We start from the raw sequence: 19642 nt of genomic DNA on the forward strand, positions 1-19642 counted from the left end.
GATTCTCCTCGGTTCTCAGCAGGGGATGAGCACGGTGAGGACGAATTCGCCGCCGGCGCGGTGCTCGGCGGTGAGGGTGCCGCCCAGCGGGGCGAGCCGCTCGGCCAGGCCGGTGAGCCCGCTGCCACCGATCTCGTCGGTGGGTGCCGGGGTGGCCGCGCCGTCGTTGACGACGTCCAGGCGTACCTCGGTGTCGGTGCGGGCCATGCTGATGTGGCACCGGCTGGCGCTGCTGTGCCGCAGCAGATTGGTGGCCCCCTCGCGGACCGCCCAGGCGAGCACCTCCTCGACCGGCGCGGGCAGGGCGGCGGCCAGAGTGGCGACCTCGCACCGGACCCCGGCGGCCACCAGCACGGACTGCACCCCCTCCAACTCCCGTTGCAGGGAGTCGCGGCGGTAGCCCTTGACCACGGTGCGGACGTCGCGCAGCGACTCGCGGGCGATGCCGTACACGTCGTTGAGTTCCGTCCGGGCACGGACCGGGTGTTGATCGAGCAGCCGCAGGGCCAGTTCGCTCTTGAGCGCGATCGCGGAGAGGTTGTGCCCCAGGGTGTCGTGCAGGTCGCGGGCGAAGCGCACCCGTTCGGCGTCGACCGCTAGGCGGGCGACCTCGGCGCGGGCGGCGAACAGTTCCTCGATGAAGGCGACGAGGACGATGATGCCGGCCAGCGCGGCGCCGGTGAGCACGTCCTGCACGGTCAGGAAGGCGACGCCCGGGGTGTCGAGCAGGATCCGTTCCACCGTGATCAGGACAAGCACCCCGGCGGCCAGGAGCAGGCCGTACCTGGGACGGAAGGTGACCGCCACGGCGGCCAGGGCCAGGAAGCCGATCACCTGCCAGTCCCGGTCGACGAGTACCGGCAGCAGCAGCACGATGCCGGTGATCAGCAGCGCGTCGTGGCCTCTGCGGTCGCTCCACGGCTGACGCATGGCGTGGGTGACGAGCCGGATGAAGGCGGTGGCGACGACGGTGAAGCCGGCCGCCCCGGCGATCACCACCCACCAGGGTCGGTCGCCGGTCACCGCGGTCACGATGGGCAGCAGGCCGAAGGCGAGCATGGCGACCGTGAAGACGTACGCGACCGTACGGGTGACCACGACCGCCCGGGCCCGGCGGACCTGCCCGGCGGCGGGCGATCCCGTGCCCGCCGCCGGGGTGATCGACTGAAGGGTGCCGGAGGTCATCTCAGGCACTCATCCCGACACAGGCGCCCGGGCAGCTGACGGTGCCGATCGTGGCCATCGCCGCGCCGGCGTTGGTGCTGAGGTCCTCGACGGCGATCTCACCCGGTGCGGGCGGCAGGTCGGGGATCTCGTCGCCGGCACCGAGCACGATGCCGTACTCGGCCAGTACGGCAGCGGGGTCGAGCTGGTATCGATCGGCGAGGGCGGGATCGGACCACGCGTCGGCGACCAACCGAGCAAAGCGGGTACGGTGTTCCGCCGGTACAGCGGCCATCGGTTTCTCCCTTCCACGCGATCGGCTGGGGCGCCCCGCGCTGCCTGGCGCTGACGGGGGACAGCGGGCAGGCTGCGCGGGGCGCCCGGCCGGGTTGGTCAGCTGAGGCCGGGCTCGACCGGTTCCACGACGCCGAAGGTGCCGGCGGTGCTGGCGGTGAAGGCGGTGCCGCCGATGGTGCTGATGGAGCTGGCGCTGCCCAGGGTGCCCTCGGCGGAGCCGGCGGCCACGGCCTCCAGGGCCTCCATGCTCAGGTCACCGCTCGGCTTCGGGGGCAGCAGCGGCGGGGCCACCGCGGCCGGGTAGTCGATGCCGTGCTCGGCCAGCACCTCGTAGGGGCTGTTCTGGTAGCGGTCGGCGAACTCGGTGTCGGACCAGGCGCTCGACACGATCTTGGCAAACTTCCGGCGGTCCTCGTCCGACAGGACGTAGATCCCTTCGGCCATGACGATCCTCCTCGTACCGCGCCAGCGGAGCCGGCGCTCGCTGATGTGCGAGGAGCGGACATCTGGACTGTCCGCTGCTCCGGTGGGCGCGGGATTGCGGCCACCGGGCCGCCTCCCGGAGAGTGATCTCCGGTGGATCGGCCACACCCATGGTGGCGTCCGCCCGTCGCCGTCAAACAGTCATCATCGACACGACCTGTACATGACGAGTGTCATGCCCGGGCCCACGATTCCCGGACACGACGAGGCCACCCTCCGCAGGGGAGGGTGGCCTCGGTGGCAGGTCAGGCGCTGATCCAGCCCCGGTCGCGGGCGATCCGGATCGCGTCCACCCGGTTGCGGGCCCCGATCTTCGACATGATGGCCGACAGGTAGTTGCGTACCGTTCCCGGTGCCAGATAGAGCTTCGCGGCGACGTCGGACACGTCGGAGCCCTTGGCGACCTGGGACAGGACGTCGCGTTCGCGTTCGGTCAGCGGGTTGGGGCCATGGTGGAAGGCCGCCACCACGATCTCGGAGTCGATCACCCGCTCGCCCCGGTGCACCCGACGGATCGCATCGGCCAACCGGGCCGGTGGGGCGTCCTTGGGCAGGAATCCGGAGACCCCGGTCAGCATCGCCCGGGCGATGTTCGCCGAGTCGGCGTGGCTGGTCAGGATGACCGTCCGGCAGGTCGGCAACCGCTGGCTGAGGGCGCCGGCCGCCGCCAGGCCGTCGATGCCGGGCAGTCCGATGTCGAGTACGGCCACGTCGGGGCGGTGGGTCAGCGCGTGCGGCAGGATCGCCGTGCCGTCGGCCACCTCCGCCACCACTTCGAGGTCCGCCTCCAGTGACAACAGCGCCACGAGGGCACCGCGGACCATGTGCATGTCCTCCGCCAGCAGGATCCTGATCATCGAGTTGCCTCCACCATTGCTGCCTCCGTGACCGGGCTCGGCACGTAGACCACCAGTTCGAAAGATCCGGCACCGACCGGGCCGGCGTTCAGGTGCCCGTCTAGTTCGTGCAGGCGTTCGCGCAGACCTTCCAGCCCGTTGCCGCCCCCGTGGAAGGGTCCGGGGGGTACGCCGTCGTTGACGATGCGCAGGCGCAGACCCTCGTCCTGCGCCCGCAGGGTGATCGAGCAGTGTCGGGCGGTGCTGTGTCGCAACACGTTGGTGGCCCCCTCCCGCAGGGCGAAGGCCAGACCGGTGGCGGTCTCCGGCGGCAGGGTCTCCAGGGGCACGGTGTCCACCTCGCACCGGATGCCGGCGGAGGTGAGCACGGAGGTCACCCCGGTCATCTCACCGGCCAGCGAGACCGTGCGGTAGCCGGCCACCACCTCCCGGATGTCGCGGTGGGCCTCCCGGGCCAGGCCGATCAGCTCGGCGATCTCCCGCTCGGCGGTCTCCGGCCGGGTGCGCAGGACGGCGGAGGCCAGCTCCCCCTTGAGGGCGATGGCGCACAGCTGGTGCCCGAGCACATCGTGCAGGTCGCGGGCGAAGCGCAGCCGCTCGACGTCCACCGCCCGGTGGGCGAGGGTGGCCCGCAGCCGGTGGACCTCCCACACCAGGGTGGCCATCTTGACGAAGCCGAAGACCACCGCCCCGGTCAGGGCCACACCCAGGGTGGCGTACGCGATGTCGCTGGGATCCTCGTGCACCAGCAGGGCGAACGGGATCTCCGCCGCCACCACCCCCAGATATGCCACATAAGACAGTGGCGCACGCAGGGTGATCAGCAGTGAGGCGGCCAGGAAGGACGGCACCCCCAGCCAGGCGTCGCCGGCCAGCGGGGCCGGCGCGTACGACAGGATCGCCTGCAGCAGCAGGGTCCACGACCAGGTGAGCGGAGGCTGGGCGCGCAGCCCGTGCCAGGTGTGCCGGAACTGCAGCAGGGCCACCCCGATCAGGGCCAGCAGGGCCAGCCCGGCCTGCGGCACCGGTTGGGTGGTGAGCACCCGGGAGGCGGGAATGCTGAGGTAGGCGATCGACAGCAGGAAGACCAGTGTCTGCGCAGTCCGTACCGCGACCCCCGTTGTCGCATTATCCGGGTCGGGCGCAGTGCCCGCGTCGACCATTCAGCTACCCCCAAGCACGTGCCAGGAATCCTCACATTCGTCTATGGGGCCAGCAATGAGCCGAACAGTCGTCGTTATTAGACCGCCTTACCGCTTCCCCTCCCAGCGGAAGAAGTTGCGAGTGAAGATCACTCCCACCGCCCACCACAGGCCCAGCACCGCCGCGTCCCGGGCCAGGGATCCACCGCCGTAGAAGGCCGCCCGGACCGCGTCGACCAGAGCGGTGACCGGCAGCAGTTCCGCGAATGTCCGCAACCAGTCCGGAAAGACCGACAGCGGAACGAATATTCCCGAGCAGGCGAAACAGGCGAACAACACCGGAATGCAGAGAATCTGAGCACTTTCCGCATTGGGCACCAGGCTGGTGTAGGCGGCGGCCAACACGGCGAACACCGCGGTGCCGTAGGCGAGGGCGACCAGCAGCAGCAGGGGATTGCGCGGGGCCGGCACCCCCAGGGCGGCCAGCCCGATCCCCAACAGCAACACCAACTGCAGACCACTGAGGACGTACGCGGTCAGCACGTTGCCGGCCAGGATGGAGCGGTTGGACAGCTCCGTCCCGCGCAACCGTTTGAGGATCAGGGCGTCCCGGCGGCTGGTCAGGGTCACCACCAGGGTGGTGAAGGTCGAGTACACCGTGATCATCGCGATCATGGCGGTCAGGAAGTGGCCCCGGTAGGGCACCCCGTCCCAGTCCAGCCCCGCCGGCACGGTGAAGGGGATGCTGACGCACATCGCCACCGGCACCAGGAAGGTCGGCACCACCAGGGCCCGGTTGCGCCAGAACAGTCGCTGCTCCAGGCGCCACACCGCCACCGAACCGCCGACCATCGTCACCGTACTCACTGCTGCCCCACCTCCTGCGGCACGGCACCGACCGGGCCGGGTCGCCGATCCTGCTGGTCGTCGACCAGCCCCAGGTAGACCTCCTCCAGGCTGGCCGGCCGGACCGCCACCTGGGCCAGCACCCGGCCACGGGCCGCCGCCCAGGCGAACACCTCGGTGGCGGTCTCGTCGAGGGTCCGGGTACGGATCACCACCCGGCCGTCGGCGTACTCGGCCGACCAGTCGGCGGGCAGATCGGCCGGTAGTTGGTCCGCCGCGAAGCTGATCGTGCCCGTTCCGGCGGCCAGCACGGTGGGCAGGTCACCGGAGACCGTCAGCCGCCCGGCCTCCATCATCAGCACCCGCCCGGCCAGCCGCTCCGCCTCCTCCAGGTAGTGGGTGGTCAGCAGCACGGTCGTGCCGCCCGCGGCCAACCCCTCGACGACCTGCCAGGTGTTGTGCCGGGCCTCGGGGTCCAGCCCGGTGGTCGGCTCGTCGAGGAACAGCACCCGGGGCCGGTGCAGGATCGCCAGCGCCAGATCCAGCCGACGCCGCTGCCCCCCGGAGAGCCGGCCCACCCGGGTCCGGGCCTGGGGGCGCAGGTCCACCAGATCCAGCACCTCGTCGCGGGGCAGGGGACTGCTGCCGAACCGCCGCCAGGCCTGCACGGTTTCCGCCACGGTCAGCTCACCGAGGAAACCGGCCTCCTGCAACATGATGCCGACCTCCCGGCGTACCTTCGCCCGGTCCCGGTAGGGGTCGCCACCGGCCACCCGGACCCGCCCCGAGGTCGCCGCCCGGTGCCCGGCCAGCACCTGCATGGTGCTGGTCTTCCCGGCGCCGTTGCGGCCCAGCAGGGCCACCACCTCCCCGGGGGCCACCTGGAAGGTCACCCCCTGTACGGCCCGCACGGAGCCGTACGCCACCGTCAGGTCCTGCACCTCGATCATGACGGCTCCCGGGCGGCCCGGTCGTGGCGGGCGGCGCTGATCAATCCGGCTGCCCGGTGGGCCCAGTCCGGGTCGTTGACTCCCCGCCAGTTGGTCCGGCCCTGGTGCGGATCCGTCCCGTCGGCCCAGCGCGGCAGGCTGCCCAGCATGAACTCGCCGACGGACGACTCGACCTGCCAGTCCAGCCCGAAGACCCGGGCGGACAGGTGGGCGTCGCCGCTGCCCAGCCCGCAGGGGGCCAGCCCCATCGCGGTGGCCACCAGGTACGCGGTCTGGTACGCCACCCCGACGTGCTTGAGGGTGGCGGCGTACCCCATGGCGTCGTACTTCCAGGTCATCCGGCCGAAGCGGGAGGTGAAGGTGATCAGAGCGTCCGGGGTGGGGGTGCCGCCGGTGGCCTGGGCGGCCCCGGCCAGCAGGCCCTCGATCAGGGTCGGGTCGTCGCAGACCCGCACCAGCCGGTGGGCTCCGGCGTCGTAGTGGTAGGCGGCCCGGGGCAGACCGGCCACCCGGTGGGCGGTGAGGTAGATCTCCAGGTCCCCGGAGGCCCCACCGGTCGGGTACGGCCGGTCCACTCCCTCGTACGGCATCCGGTTGTCGTGGTCCGGCCCGTACACCGAGCGCACCCGGCCGACCCGGTACAGGAACTCGCCCAACTGGGCCAGGGTCATCGGCTCGACCCCGAAACCCCGCACGGATCGGCGGGCCTCCTGCACCAGCACCAGGGGCGGGTCGCTGGCCCGCAGGGTGTCGAAGTCCGGTCGGGGCAGTACCACCTCGGGACCGGCCGGGGCGGGCTTGACCGCCGGCAGGGGTGGCCGCACCCCGACGAACGGGAAGGTGGCCCCGAAGGAGTCGTCCGTACGCCCGCACCGGCTGCGCGAGTGGAAGTACAGCTCGTGCAGGTCCCACTGGTCGGCGGCCGGGTCCACCGCGTCGGTGAGCTGCGCGGCGGCCAGGAATCCGACCAGGTGCCGGACGGCGGCCTCGTCCAGGTCCAGCCGCTCGGCCAGCGCCGGCACGGTCGACGGGGTGGCCAGCGCCCCGACCAGGGCCACCGTCTGCTCGTGCAGCAGGCTGACCCGGAACGGGGCCAGTCCCGACTCGACCACCAGGTGACCCTCCCGGCGGCGCAGCAACGCCAGCCGGGACAGCCCCACCGCGGCCTCCCCGGTGTACGGGGCCGGGGTGAACCGAAGGTCGCTGGTCAGCGGGGTCACCCGCAGCCAGCTCGCGTCACCGGCCGGGCCCAGCTGCTGCTCCAGGGCGCTGCCGATGCGGTCCAGCAGCCAGTGCAGCCGGGCCAGGACGGCGATCTCGTCGTCCCCTCCGGCGGCGGCCAGGGCCAGCGTCTCCAGTTCGGTCGGGGTCACCTCCCTGGTGGCCAGGGCCTGCAGGACGGCGACCATCGGCAGGTCCCGCTCCCCGACACAGGCCCGGCCGTGCCGGGACCACAGGGTGAGCTGGCCGCCGCCGGGCACCAGCCGGCTCGACGGATGCAGCCGCAGAAGTCTCTCGTAGGGCCGGGTCGACTGCGTCACGGTCATCGCGCCCCTCCAAGGCGTCGTCAGTCCGGCGGTCACAGGAACATCGGAATCGGATTGAGGGCTTCCTCCGGGGTGGGCCGGTCGAGCCAGCCGAGCCGCACCGGTACGTCGTAGAGGCGTCCGGCGCCGTACCGGGCCCAGAAGTGCCGCATCCCGGGCACGATCACCTTGACCACCGGCAGTTCCAGGTCGGGCCGGGTCTGGTCGAGCACCAGCATCTGCATGCCGGCCTGCTCGGCGAGCCCCCGTACGGTGTCCACGTCCTGCTTGAGGTCGGCGGAGGCCAGGTTGCGGTGGGTCGTAGCGGTCGACACCCGCGCCGAGGGGGCCAGGTAACCCTCCGAGGCCAGGGTGGCGTGGCGCCACCAGCCCTGCTGGACCGGGTCCGGGTAGGCGTAGCCGCTGCCGTCGGGCTGCACGTCGATGACCGCCGGCAGGAACTGGTTCATCTCGCTCAGCGCCCGCTGCACCGCGGTCTTCGCGTCCAGGTGGGCACCGAAGGCCATCAGGATGTCCTCGGCCGGCTTGTCCGTGCGCCGGCTGATCGCCGCGGCCACCGGGATGCCGAGATCGGCGGTCAGGTCCAGCACCCACAGATCCCGGTTGAGCCCGGCGTAGACCTCCCGGAACTCGTCGAACCACGGCTCACGGAAACTGTCCAGGTCGAACCGGGGCATGTTCAGCCGGTTGTACCACCACAGGGCCACGCTGTCGCGTTCCACCAGTTCCAGGAAGCCCTGCAACACGGCGTCCTCGATGCTGGACCCGGCGGCGTTGCCGTTGGAGCAGGCCGAGGCGAACAGCTCACCGGAGCGGCTCGGGTACTGGAAGTACAGGTGGGCGGTCGGCACCTGGAAGTGCCGTTCGTGGGTCAGCGACCACACCGGGCTCCACTCGATCGGCCGGTCGGCCGGCAGGGGGTCACAGACGATCTGGAAGCTGGACCGCTGCGCCGCGTTCCAGGCGACCCGGTTCTCGTGCTGCCGGGGGCTGTAGAGCTGAAGGTCGTTCGGGGCCAGCGCCCGGTCGCCCAGCTCCTGGAGGGTGGCGGTGATCCGGGGCTCGTCGCCGACGAACAACCCGCTGTAGCGTTCGATCGCCTCGCAGATCGCGCTGGCCCGGGCCTGGGTGTCCGTGGTGCCCTTGCCGGCGGCCATGCTGCGCAGCCCGGTGCGCAGATGCCGCAGGTTGTGCACCCGGCGGGCGAAGTTGTGCCCGGCGTAGTACCCCTTGACGAAATCCCGGCCGGTGGCGAAGGGCCGCAGTTCCCGCACCACCCCGGTGACCGAGCTGACCTGCGGTGAGTAGCGGGCCAGCACCTCGTCGGGCCGCTGGGCCCGGTGCCCCCCGTCCCCGGTGTAGGTCTTGGACCGCGACTGCAACCGCACCGGTGCGGCGAACCGCCGGGCGACCAGCTCCGGGTCACCGCAGGAGGGGCACTGCGGGCGGCGGTGCAGCGGATGCCGCTGGGTGTCGAAGTAGATCGTGTCCAGGGTGAGGATGCCGTCCTGCTGCTCGGTGACCACACCGGCCAGGTGCTTGACCGCCTCCAGGGCGGTCAGCCGGGCCCCGATCTCCCGGGTGGTCGGCAGGTCGGCCAGCGGCACCCGCAGCGGACCCACGTGGTCGAGCTTGTCGCGCAGGTACTCATCCACCTGCCGGTGCCCGGACAGCCGGAAGGCCACACACGCCCAGCAGCCGTGCTCCCGGCCGGCCGGCTTGAAGGTCGGGCCGATCCACAGCACCGAACCGACCGGTTTGGTCAACAGCCAGGGACGACCGGTACGCAGGGCCGCCTCGTTCTGCTCGGCCAGCTCCGGGTTCAGGTAGTTGTCGGTGGCCACCACGGTCAGGTCGACCTCGCCTGCCTCGGCCGCGCCGACCGGGGTGACCCGCAGACCGGCCGCACCGAGGGCGGCCAGCAGGGGCTGCGGGTCCACCTCACCGACGACCGACAGCCCGACCGTGGCCGTGGCCAGCTTGCCGGCGACCACCTCGGCGCTGGTGCCGGCCATGTCCCAGAAGGCCGACTCGCGCTGCGGCAGCTCCGGGTCCACCCGCAGCACCACCCCCATCCGGACCAGCCGTTCGATCAGGAACAGCACCCGCTCCGGCGGTTCGTCGGGAAGGGCGTCCAGCACGTCGTCCAGGTCGTGCTTGCCGTCCAGCAGCGGCAGGACCCGCTCGGTCAGCTCACCCTCGATGACCTGGTGGCCACGCTCGGAGAACACGTATACGGCTTCGCCGGGCACGTTCTCCACGCGCAGGTTCCGGCGTACCCGTGGACGGATGGTCATCGCATCTCTCCCGTCAGCTCATCGCTCGAAGCGAGGTAACGTCCTCTTCGGCCAGCGCCAGGCAGGCCAGCCCGGCCGCCGCCAGACCGTCGACCGCGGACAGCTGGGCCCGGTCGGGGCGGCGGCGGTCGGGGAACCAGCGGCCCTGGCTGGCGCGGCGACTCAGCAGGGTCCGGGCCGCGGCGTGCGCGGCCGTGCGGGACTGCTCGTCTCCCTCGCCCCGCCAGGCCGCCAGGCCCAGCTCGATCCGGTTGAGCAGGTCGACACTGGAGGGTGCACCGGCCGAGGTGGTGGCCATCGGGTCGGCGGGCCGGGGCCGGCCCAGGGTGGCCGCGGCCACGGTCGCCGCCAGCCGGGCCCCCGGGGTGGACCCGGCGGTCAGCACCAGGTGCTCCCCGTCGGTGGCGCGGCCGTGCCGGGCGGTGTACCGGGCCAGGGCCATCACCACCCCCGGTGCCCCGCCCGGCAGCGCGTCCAGCAGGGCCACCCCGGCGGGGTAGCCCGACCGCACCCCGTGCGGCAGTTCGGTGAGCAACTGCTCGTACAGGCGCCCGGCCAGCTCGTCGGCCGCCGGGCAGGGCTGCGCCTCGGTGAGCTTCAGCAGGGCCAGCAGCAGACCGGCCCGGCCGGTCACCGGGTCGGCCACACTGGCCCCGCTGTCCAGCAGGTCACCGGCGGTGGACACCAGGCTCTGGGCCTGGGCCAGCAACTGCGGATCGCCGATCACCTGCCCGCACCGGGCCAGCGCGTAGATGGTCGCGCCGATGCCGACGAACCCGCCGACCGGGGGCTGCCCGCCGGCCATCCGCCGGTAGAGGCTGGCCTGCCCGGCGACGGCGGAGAACTCCGTGGTGGCCGCCAGGGCGTCCTGGGCGAACGCCCAGTAGGTCGGCTTGCCGGTGCTCTGGTACAGCTCGGCCAGGAAGACCGCGATCCCGGCGGTGCCGGTGAGCAGGTCGCCGTGCAGGGGTTCGAGCTGGTCCAGACCGAAGGCGGGGTAGTGGACCGCCCCGACCCAGCCGTGCTGCCCGTCGCCGACCGGCAGGGCCGCGGCGATGATGTCATCGGCTGCCGCGCAGGCCCCCGCCAGCAGCTGGTCGTGGTCGACCTCGGCGCGCAGCATCCTCGGGTGGTAGACGGAGATGCCCAGCTGGGCCGGATCCCGGCGACCGTCGGGATCCCCGGGCGGCGGGGTCCAGACCGGTCGGCCGCCGGAGGCGAAGTCCAGACAGGCCGCCAGGGCCTCCTCCGGCATCGGGGTGCCGCACTCGGCCCGCTCGATGAGCTCGTCCAGCCGGGCCCGCAGCCGCTGCCAGGCGGTGCCGGAGAAGTGGTTCTCCACCCGGGAACCCTCCGGGGTGCGTACGGTCGAGGTCATCGGCTCGGACTGGAACAGCGGGATGTCCAGCCGACGCAGGGACTCGATCTCCCGTTCGATCATCTCCAGGCTGTCGGTGCGGCGCGGGTCGGTGCGCAGCACCTCGCGGGCCCCCCGGAACAGCCGGGCCAGCACGATCTCCCGGGCCACCCCGTCGGTCAACGCCAGCGGCCCGGAGGCCACCTGCAACACCGACAGGTAGTCCCAGGTGCTGCGCCAGATGTAGCGGACCCGGGCCCGGGACAGCAGGTGCAGCGGGCCGCGTTCGGCGGCCAGGGCGTGGGCGTTGGCGACCAGGCAGGCGTCCATCTCGCGGTACCCGGTGACCACCTCGTCGGCGTACGCCGCCGGGTCGACCGGCCGGCCGTCCACGATCGGCCGGTACGGGGGCGGCTCCCACCCCTCGGGGAAACCGTCGGAGTCGACCGCCAACTGTTCCTGCATCGGGGCGCAGCAGCCGATGTCGTGGGCCCGTCGGCCGGGGGCCCCGATCCGGGGGTAGGAGATCACGGCGGTCTTGGCGACACTCTCCTCGACCTCGTGCCACAGGGCCTCGGCCCGCGCCCCCAGCAGCACCGGCTTACGCATCCGCCCCTGCAGGATGTTCTCCAGGTCGATGAACATCGGCCGTTCCCCGATGGCGATCAGGTTGTCCGCCCACAGGTCGCGGCATTCCAGCAGCTGGGCCAGCCGGGTGAGCATCCCCAGCCGGCGGTAGAACCGGGCCGGGTCCTCCCCGCTGCGGCAGGGGCGGGCCACCACGTACTCCTCCCACCCGTAGCCGTCGCGCAGCAGCACCTGCCGGGTGGTCAGGTCCAGCGGCAGCCCGTGGGTGTTGAGGAAGGTCAGCACATCCATGAACCCGGCGACGCTGCTGAGGTCCTTGGGCTTGTAGACGACCCGCTGGCCACCGACGAAGGACAGCAGGCTGACCGTACGGCCGCTGTCGTGCAGATCGCCGGAGTCCCCGGAGTACGAGGCCAGGGCCCCCGGGTCGGCCCAGGCCCACAGTTCTCGGCGCAGCATCGGCAGGTCCTGGTGCAGCCGGTCGAAGACCTCCCCGACGGCCCGCTTGTAGTTCAGGCAGGTGACCCCGATCAGGTACGCCAGACCGGGCAGCCCTTCCAGCCGGCCCAGCCAACCCAGCCGGCTGACGTCGATGCCGGCCCGGCCGTACCAGTTGACCGGGGTGGTCGAGCCGTCGGCGATCTGGAGTTCGAAGGCGAGCGCGGCGTGGCACACCTTGATCAGACGTTGCACCAGTTGGCCGGTGACGTCGTCGGCGGCCTCCGGCGTCAGGGCCACCCCGCGCAGCATGTTCTGCCGCAGCCCGGTCAGCCGGGCCGCCGCCCGCTGGAAGGAGACGAAGACCCCGCCGACGAGTTCGGCGGCCGGATCCTGCGCGGCCGTGGGCGGCTGGGCCAGCAGGAAGTCCACCAGGGCGTACGCCCAGTCGGGCAGTTTGCCGGGGTCCCGCACGACCACGTCGACCAGCCCGGCGCCCAGATCCCGGTTGGTCTGCTGGCGGTGCAGCAGCAGGGCCCGCAGGGACACGTCGTCCTCGGCGACCGCGGAGCGCAGCCACCGCTGGGAACGTTCGGCCAACTTGCGGCGGCCACCGGAGCGTACCGGGGCGAAGTAGACCCCGGCCTCCCGCTCGTCGAACGGTGCCGCCAACGCGATGACGCTGAGCAGCCGTTCGTCGGCACCGCCGAGGCCGAGCAGGGTGTCGGGTGCGGACATGGCACCCAGACCGATGGATGCGCTGGTTGTGGTCATCAGGTGACCTCCTGCCTGGCGACGAGTCGTGCGAACAGCGGTGCGGTGGCGACCAGATCGTCGAAGGTGCCCTCGGCCGCGATCCGTCCGTTGTCGAGCACGTAGATGCGGTGGGCGGCTCGGATGGTGCTGAGTCGGTGTGCGACGACGATCCGGGTGACGTTGAGTTCGGCGATGCGGTCGGTCACCGTACGCTGGGTGATGTTGTCCAAGGCGCTGGTGGCTTCATCGAGCACCAGCACCGGTGGCTGCTTGGCCAGGGCGCGAGCCAGCATCAGCCGCTGGATCTGGCCGCCGGAGAAGGCCTTGTTGTCCTCGCTGACCATGGTGTGCAGCCCCATCGGCATGGCCCGGACCTCCTCGGCCAGACCGGCCAGCCGCAGGGCCTGCCACACCTCCTCGTCGGTGAGGTCCTCGGTGCCGGCGGCCACGTTGTCGCGGATCGAGCCGCGGACCGCCCGGGCCTGTTGGAGCACCACCCCCAGCTGGGCCCGGACCGCCCGTACGTCCAGCTCGGACAGGTCCCGGCCGTCGTAGCGGACCGCACCGGAGCTGGGGGGTACCAGACCCAGCAGCAGGCGGATCAGGGTGGACTTGCCGGCGCCGGAGGGGCCGACGACGGCGACGAACTCGCCCGGCTCGGCGGTGATGCTGACCCGGTCCAGGACGGGGCGGCCGGTGCCGGGGTAGGTGAAGGTGACCTCGTGCAACTGCACCCGGCCCTGCAACCGGCCGGGGTCGGCGGCCTCCGGTGCCACGTCCGGGGCCGCCGCCAGCACCGGTGCCAGCCGACGGTACGCGGCGACCAGCGAGAAGGCCGAGATCACGCCCCCCTGGAGCATCCCCACCGAGGCGGCGAACTGCCCCACCGCGATGCTGGCCGCGACGAAGGTGCCGAGGGCGACATCCTGACGCAGGGTCACCACGATGCCGAGGGTGGCCAGCAGGGTCGGTTGCAGGGCCGCCGCGCAGGCCGCCACCCGGGCCTGCCACCGCAGGGTCTCGGCGTCCGTGCGGCGCTGCCGGGCATACCGTTGCGCCCAGCCGGCGAAGACCCGCTCCTCACGGGCCGCCACCTGGATCTTCTCGATCGCCAGCAGGGCGGTGTGCAGGAAGCCGGCCACGGCCGCGAAGGCCTCCCGGTTGGCCAGCTCGTGGCGTTGCTGACGGATGGCGGCGTAACTCGCCACGGCCATCAGCACAACGGTGGCGCCGAGCACGCAGCCACCGACCAGTGGGTCCACGACGATCAGGGCGGCCAGGCTGACCAGGCCGAAGGCGCTGCCGAGCACCCCGGCGGCGACGCTGTCGGACAGGGCCTTGCGCATCTCGGTGACCGAGTTGGCCCGCTGGACCAGGTCGCTGGTGCCCATCTCCTCCAACGCCCGGACGTCCCGGCTGAGCAGATGCGACCAGACCGCCGGTTCCAGGCGCAGTTGCAGTCGACCCTGGAGCCGGACCAGGGCGGCGTTACGGGCCGACAGCAGCAGGGCGTTGGACACCACGAAGCCGGCGATCAGGGCGGCCAGGCTCCACAGCAGTTGACCGCCGACGCTGCCCCCGGCCACCCCGATGATGATCCAGGCGGACAGGAACGGCAGGACACCACCGATCAGGGCGGCGAGCAGCCCGGCCGACAGCAGGAAACCCAGGTCGGGGCCGGCACCGTGGGCGGCGAACCGCAGCAGCCCTCGGGCGGTGACCGGCTGGTTCGGGGACAGCGGGGGATAGACCTGCCAGGCGGTCTGCTCGTACTGCGCCGCGACGGTCGCGGTGACCGGGCGCCCCTCGGGGGTGCGGTAGCCGCGCCGGGCCGGCAGCAGCGCCACGGCCGGCCCCTCGACCGGGAAGACGATCAGCGGGGCGGCACCGTTCCGGTACCAGCGGCCGTCTAGGCGTACCTCGGTCCAGTGCAGTCCGGCGGCCCGCAGCGCGGCGACCAGTCCCAGGCCCGGGGCGGGCTGGGGCAGGTCGTAGTGGGCGGCCAGGGTCCGCGCGGCGTCGTCGTCCGGTCGTTCGGGCCGCTCGGCGGCGGCAGCGGCCAGCCGCCGCCAGGCCTCGTCGACCGCGGCGAGATCCGCGGCGGCCCGGTGCGTCGGGGTGTCCACGGTGAGGGGGTCGACGGTGGTCATTTCGTCCGCCCATCGGTGGCCAGCCGCCGGTAGACACCGTCGGCTTCGATCAGCTCGGAGTGGGTGCCGCGCTGCACGATCTCGCCCCGGTCCAGCACCAGGATCAGGTCGGCGTCCCGCACGGTGGAGATCCGGTGGGCGATGAACATGCAGGTCACCCCGCGCTGGCGAAGGGCCTGAAGGACCGCGAACTCGGTGCTCGCGTCCAGGGCGCTGGTCGCCTCGTCCAGCACCAGCAGGGGCGGGTCGGCCGCCAGGGCCCGGGCCAACTCCAGCCGCTGCTGCTCCCCGCCGGACAGGTTGCGGGCGTGTTCGCTGACCGCCCCGCTGTCCAGGCCGCCCCGCTGCTCGACCAGCCGGTCGATGCCGGCGTCGAGCAGGGCGGCCCGCAGCCGCTCCTCCGGCAGGGTCGGATCCCAGAGGGTCAGGTTGTCGCGCAGATTGCCCTCGAAGAGTCGCAGCTGTTGCTCCACGTAGCCGATCGAGGCGGCCAGGGTACGGCGGGAGTAGGTCTCCCGGGGCCGCCCGTCGAGCAGCACCGCCCCCTCCCACGGCTGCGCCGCCCCGACGGCCAGCCTGGCCAGGGTGGACTTGCCGCTGCCGCTGACCCCGACCAGGGCCACCCACTGACCGGGTTCGGCCGTGAAGGAGATGTCCCGCACCAGGGGTGGACGGTGCCGGTCGTAGCCGAAGCTGACCCGGTCGAACTCGATGCGCCCGGACAGCCGGGAGGGCTGCTCCGGTTCCGGGGCGGCGTTCGGCTCCAGCACGGTGGCGCGGGCCGGATGCGGGGTGGCCGCCAGGGCGTCGTCGATCACGGAGACGTGCACCCGGGTCACCTGGATCTCCGAGCCCAACCCGACCAGCAGCCCCAGGGGGGCGAGCATCGCCCCACCCACCAGTTGGGCGGTGAGCAGGGTGCCGAGGTCGATCCGGCCGCCGGCGACGTCGTGCGCGCCGACCAGGGCCAGTCCGGCCAGGGCGGCCGGGCCGACCGCCGCACTGAGCGCCATCACCCCCAGGGTGGCCGAGGCCAGCGCGTTGGCGGCGTCCATGGTCCGGCCGGCCGATCGGGCCCAGGAGGCGAACAGCCACCGCTCGGCGCCGTCGGCCTTGACCGCCTCGATCATCTTCAGTCCGCTGTGGGCGGTGCTGTCTCGCCGTAGCTGCTCGAACAGCAGCCGTTGCTGGTGCGGACCGGCCCGCCGTCGTACCAGGTTCAGCAGCACGATCTGCGCCGCCATCGCCAGCGACATCACCACCAGCAACCGGGGGGCCAGGTAGCCGATGAACAGCCCGTATCCGGCCACGGTGACCGCCGCCGCGGCGGGCAGCACGACCCGCTCGGACAGCGCGATGGCCAGGCCGTCGTTCATCTGGGTCCGGTTCACCAGGCCGCTGAGGTGCCGACGGTGGAAGAACTCCCCGGGCAGCCGCAGCAGGGCGGTCAGGTAGCGGCTGGAGAACCGGGTGGCCATCACCGCCAGGGCGGTGGCGAAGAGGCGCTGCTGGGCCCACCCGGCCAGGGCCGCCAGCAGCGCGCCACCGACCAGGATGGCCAGCAGCGCCGGGCGCCAGGCCAGGTCGCCGATGATCAGCACCCGGTTGAGCACGGCCCGCATGGACATCGAGGCCAGCAGGGTCGGCACCGCGGCGACGGCGCCGAGCAGGGCCCCGGCGAGGATCATCGGAGCGTACGGTCGGATCCGCTGGGCCACCGCGCGGGCGAAGGGCCAGCGGTCACCCCCCGGCTCGAACTCCGGGGTCCGGCTGGCGATCAGCACCGGGCCGTTGGCCCGGGTGGCGAACTCGGCCGGGGTCAGGGGCAGCCGGCCCACCGCCGGGTCGTTGATCCAGGCCCGGCCTCGCCGGACACCCTCCAGCACCGCGTAGTGCCGGCCGTCGAGCAGCACCACCGCCGGCACCGGCAGCCGGGAGGCCATGTCCAGGTCGGAGGTGTCGATCCACCGGCCGGTGACCTTCAGCCCGTACCCGGCGGCGGCCCGACCGAACCCGGAGGCGGTCATCCCGTCCCGACCCACCCCGCAGCGGTCCCGCAGCTCGGCCAGCGGCACCCGTCGACCGTGGTGGTTGAGGATGATGCTCAGGCAGGCCGCGCCGCAGTCGGCGTCCTCCATCTGGGGGGTCTCGACGGTGCGTACCGCCCGCTGCCGACGTGGCTGGGGCTGGGGTTCCTCCGCCCGGGGGGCGGTGGTCTGGTTGTCGGCCAGAACGACCATCACTGACCACCTCCGAGCAGGACGTCCAGGGGCCGGTCGGTGCCGACGATGAGGTCCATGCGGACGGGGGTCAGGGTGGCGCCCGGCCAGGCGGACACCCCCAGGTCGACCAGGACCGGCCGGACCAGCCGCTCGTCGGGATACCCGGGCAGCCGAGGAATCCCGTACCGGTCGGCCAGGTCGGTCGTGCTGAGCGGGTACGCCTCGACCTGGGTGACCGTGCCGGTCAACCCGGCGCCGCGCACCGGAGTCCCGGCCGGGATGGCGGCCGGTTGACCGGCGTCCAGCAGCAGCAGGGCGGAGAGTCGTTGCTCGGCCCGGTCGACGGCGCCGAGGGTGGCCCCGCCCTTGACCGAGGCGCCGGGCCGGACGGTCAGGGTGCTCAGGATTCCGGCTACCGGGCTGGTCACCTCGATGGTCTCGTCCTCGCCACGCAGGGTCAGCAGCACCTGTCCGGCCGCCACCGGTCGGCCGGGGACCGCCTCGACCGAGGCGACCGTGGCCGTGACCGGGGCGGTGACGAGGGCCGGGCCGCGCCCGGCCAGCAGGATGCCCTCCAGGGACACCGTCGACTCGATCCGGGCCACCACGGCCCAGGTCCCGCCGACACCGAGGGCCAGGAGTACGGCCGCCAGCAGGGCCCAGCTACGCCGGGTGGTCAGGCGTACGACGTCGTCCAGTTCACCGGTTCGCGGCATGGTGCCTCGCCTCCGCTCGGATCGGCAGGGGTTCACCGGCCGGGGTCACCCTCACCGGCAGTGAGTCGTACGTATGCAGGGCGGGGGTGTGCCGACGTCGGGCCGGACCGGACCCGGCCCGCAGACCCTCGTACGCGGCCAGGTGTCGCAGCACCTCGGCGGCCTGGATACGGGCCATGGCCGCCCCCAGGCAGTGGTGAGGTCCCCGCCCGAAGGCCAGGTGTCGACCGGGCCGACCGGGTCGGAACCGGTCCGGGTGCGTGAAGACCGCCGGGTCCCGGTTGGCCACCGCCCAGAGCAGGAACACCGGGTCGTTGGCCTCGATCACCTGACCCTCCACCTCGATCGGCGCGACCGCCCGGCGGGCGGCCAACCAGACCGGGCTGTGCAGCCGCAGGCACTCGTCCACCACTTCCAGGGCGTGATCGGGGTCCCGGCGCAGCCCGGCGGCCAGCTCCGGTCGGTCCAGCAGTTGCGCCACACAGATCGAGATGGCCGCGGTGGCGGTTTCCAGGCCGTTGATGAACAGCAGCACCACGAACGAGACGAACTCCTCCGGGCTGAGCCGGGCATCCGTACCGCTGGCGGCCCCGAACAGCTCGGCAACCAGGTCCCCGGTGCGGTTGCGGCGGGCCACGGCCAGCTCCTCGATGAACCGCAGCATCTGGTCGACCTGCCGGTGCACCTCGGCCAACTCCTCGGCGCTCTGACCGAAGCGGAAGAGTTGACCGGTGAGGGTGCGGGCCCACCGGTCGACCTGGGCCCAACTGTCGGCCGGTAGGTCCAGCAGTCGGCAGGTGGTGAGCACCGGCAGCCGCTCGGCGACCGCCGGCACCAGGTCGAACTCCGGACCGCCGGCCGTCGCCTGCGAGATCAGATCGGCGACCAGGGCGCGTACGGTCTCCTCCAGGCCGCCGGTGCGGCGGGCGCTGAACGCCCCGGACACGAGCTGCCGCAGGCGGCGGTGGGGGGCACCGTCGCGGAAGCTCAGCATCCGTCCGAAGATCAGTTCCAGTTGTTCGGACTGGGTCAGGGGCAACGGCGGGTCTCCGGCCCGTGGGTCGATCACCAGTCGGGGGTCCCCGGCCAGTCTCGACACCTGCTGGTAGCCCGACACCAGCCACAACCCGCCGGTACGCAGCACCGGCGCCTCGGCGAGCAGTCGCCCGTACCGGCTCGGGTCGTCTCGGGTGGACGGGTCGAGCAGCAACGCGCGACCCGTGGCGGGCAGGCCGGACATCGGTGTTACTCCGCCAGTTGGGTGTTGACCCAGCAGAACGTGCCGAGGCAGAAGCACGGAACCGGCTCGGTGGGCTCACCGGCCAGGTTGTCCACTCGCAGGATGTCCTGAGGTGCCCCGGCGGCGCCGTCCAACCAGGAGGCCGCGAGCGCGGCGGCCCGCGCCCGAATCACGCTGACGGTGTCTGCTCCGAAGTCGCGCATGTGTCTCTCCCGAAGTGGCGCATCTGGTTCCCTGCACGGAGCGGCGATTGCGGATAGGATGAAGTCAGCTGTGGGTATCTGGACTACCCACAGCTGTTTCATGTCCCGGCTGTCCCGCGAGGGGCCCAGTCCGGCTTCTTCCCCGATCGCCTTCCGTGCCTCTGGTGTTTCGGCTGCGTTGCGGATCAGTGTTTCCCCCCGCCGTCACCAGCGGTAGGGCACCGTGCACCTCCCACCCATGACAGTTGTCATGCCACCCCCGCAAGCCCCGCGATCTTGCACTTTCCGTCGCTGCATAAGCCGCATAAGCCGTGTATCGGCGACCGAAGGTGCAAGATCGCCGAGGGGAGGAGGTGTTGACGGCACTATTCCTTGGGGGAATAGTGGAG

General features: G+C 72.4%; 15 protein-coding genes. All 15 read right to left on the minus strand.

Translation table 11 applies throughout. The features are described from left to right. Positions 1 to 15 precede the first annotated feature (15 nt). A complete protein-coding gene (locus ABZ795_RS01605; RefSeq protein WP_357527967.1) occupies positions 16 to 1185 on the minus strand; it encodes a histidine kinase in 1170 nt (389 codons plus the stop codon). A 1-nt stretch (position 1186) separates the two neighbouring features. Further along, entirely contained in the window at positions 1187 to 1459 is a 273-nt protein-coding gene (locus ABZ795_RS01610; protein ID WP_327026055.1) for a TIGR04351 family putative TOMM peptide, read from the minus strand. 98 nt (positions 1460 to 1557) lie between these two features. Continuing rightward, a complete protein-coding gene (locus ABZ795_RS01615) occupies positions 1558 to 1905 on the minus strand; it encodes a TIGR04351 family putative TOMM peptide (protein WP_327026054.1) in 348 nt (115 codons plus the stop codon). Between the two features lie 284 nt (positions 1906 to 2189). Then, positions 2190 to 2801 (minus strand): response regulator transcription factor, encoded by a 612-nt coding sequence (locus tag ABZ795_RS01620; RefSeq protein WP_327026053.1) that lies wholly within the window; start codon positions 2799 to 2801, stop codon positions 2190 to 2192. Continuing rightward, positions 2798 to 3964, minus strand: coding sequence for a histidine kinase (locus ABZ795_RS01625; protein ID WP_357527969.1), 1167 nt, complete (start codon positions 3962 to 3964; stop codon positions 2798 to 2800). The genes ABZ795_RS01620 and ABZ795_RS01625 overlap by 4 nt, the downstream gene beginning before the upstream one ends. Before the next feature lie 87 nt (positions 3965 to 4051). Then, positions 4052 to 4810, minus strand: coding sequence for an ABC transporter permease (locus ABZ795_RS01630; protein ID WP_327026051.1), 759 nt, complete (start codon positions 4808 to 4810; stop codon positions 4052 to 4054). Further along, positions 4807 to 5739, minus strand: a complete 933-nt coding sequence (locus tag ABZ795_RS01635; RefSeq protein ID WP_357527972.1) for an ABC transporter ATP-binding protein — start codon at positions 5737 to 5739, stop codon at positions 4807 to 4809. The genes ABZ795_RS01630 and ABZ795_RS01635 overlap by 4 nt, the downstream gene beginning before the upstream one ends. Beyond that, complete coding sequence (locus ABZ795_RS01640) at positions 5736 to 7286, minus strand: SagB family peptide dehydrogenase (RefSeq protein WP_357527973.1); 1551 nt, start codon at positions 7284 to 7286, stop codon at positions 5736 to 5738. The genes ABZ795_RS01635 and ABZ795_RS01640 overlap by 4 nt, the downstream gene beginning before the upstream one ends. 32 nt (positions 7287 to 7318) lie before the next feature. Continuing rightward, positions 7319 to 9583, minus strand: coding sequence for a TOMM precursor leader peptide-binding protein (locus tag ABZ795_RS01645; protein WP_357527976.1), 2265 nt, complete (start codon positions 9581 to 9583; stop codon positions 7319 to 7321). A gap of 13 nt (positions 9584 to 9596) precedes the next feature. Beyond that, entirely contained in the window at positions 9597 to 12740 is a 3144-nt protein-coding gene (lanM, locus tag ABZ795_RS01650) for a type 2 lanthipeptide synthetase LanM (protein ID WP_357527977.1), read from the minus strand. Further along, positions 12740 to 14872 carry an ATP-binding cassette domain-containing protein gene (locus tag ABZ795_RS01655; RefSeq protein WP_357527979.1) on the minus strand — a complete coding sequence of 711 codons (2133 nt, stop codon included), beginning with the start codon at positions 14870 to 14872 and terminating at the stop codon, positions 12740 to 12742. Before ABZ795_RS01655 ends, lanM begins: the two co-directional genes overlap by 1 nt. Continuing rightward, positions 14869 to 17112: an ATP-binding cassette domain-containing protein gene (locus tag ABZ795_RS01660; protein WP_357527981.1), complete on the minus strand. Its 2244-nt coding sequence runs from the start codon at positions 17110 to 17112 to the stop codon at positions 14869 to 14871. The genes ABZ795_RS01655 and ABZ795_RS01660 overlap by 4 nt, the downstream gene beginning before the upstream one ends. Beyond that, positions 17112 to 17810 carry a biotin/lipoyl-containing protein gene (locus ABZ795_RS01665; RefSeq protein WP_357527982.1) on the minus strand — a complete coding sequence of 233 codons (699 nt, stop codon included), beginning with the start codon at positions 17808 to 17810 and terminating at the stop codon, positions 17112 to 17114. Before ABZ795_RS01665 ends, ABZ795_RS01660 begins: the two co-directional genes overlap by 1 nt. After that, positions 17794 to 19050: a cytochrome P450 gene (locus ABZ795_RS01670; RefSeq protein ID WP_357527984.1), complete on the minus strand. Its 1257-nt coding sequence runs from the start codon at positions 19048 to 19050 to the stop codon at positions 17794 to 17796. Before ABZ795_RS01670 ends, ABZ795_RS01665 begins: the two co-directional genes overlap by 17 nt. Before the next feature lie 5 nt (positions 19051 to 19055). Continuing rightward, positions 19056 to 19253: a hypothetical protein gene (locus ABZ795_RS01675; protein ID WP_327026042.1), complete on the minus strand. Its 198-nt coding sequence runs from the start codon at positions 19251 to 19253 to the stop codon at positions 19056 to 19058. Positions 19254 to 19642: the final 389 nt, after the last annotated feature.

The sequence above is a fragment of the Micromonospora sp. NPDC047134 genome (assembly GCF_040643455.1).
Taxonomy (GTDB): Bacteria; Actinomycetota; Actinomycetes; order Mycobacteriales; family Micromonosporaceae; genus Micromonospora.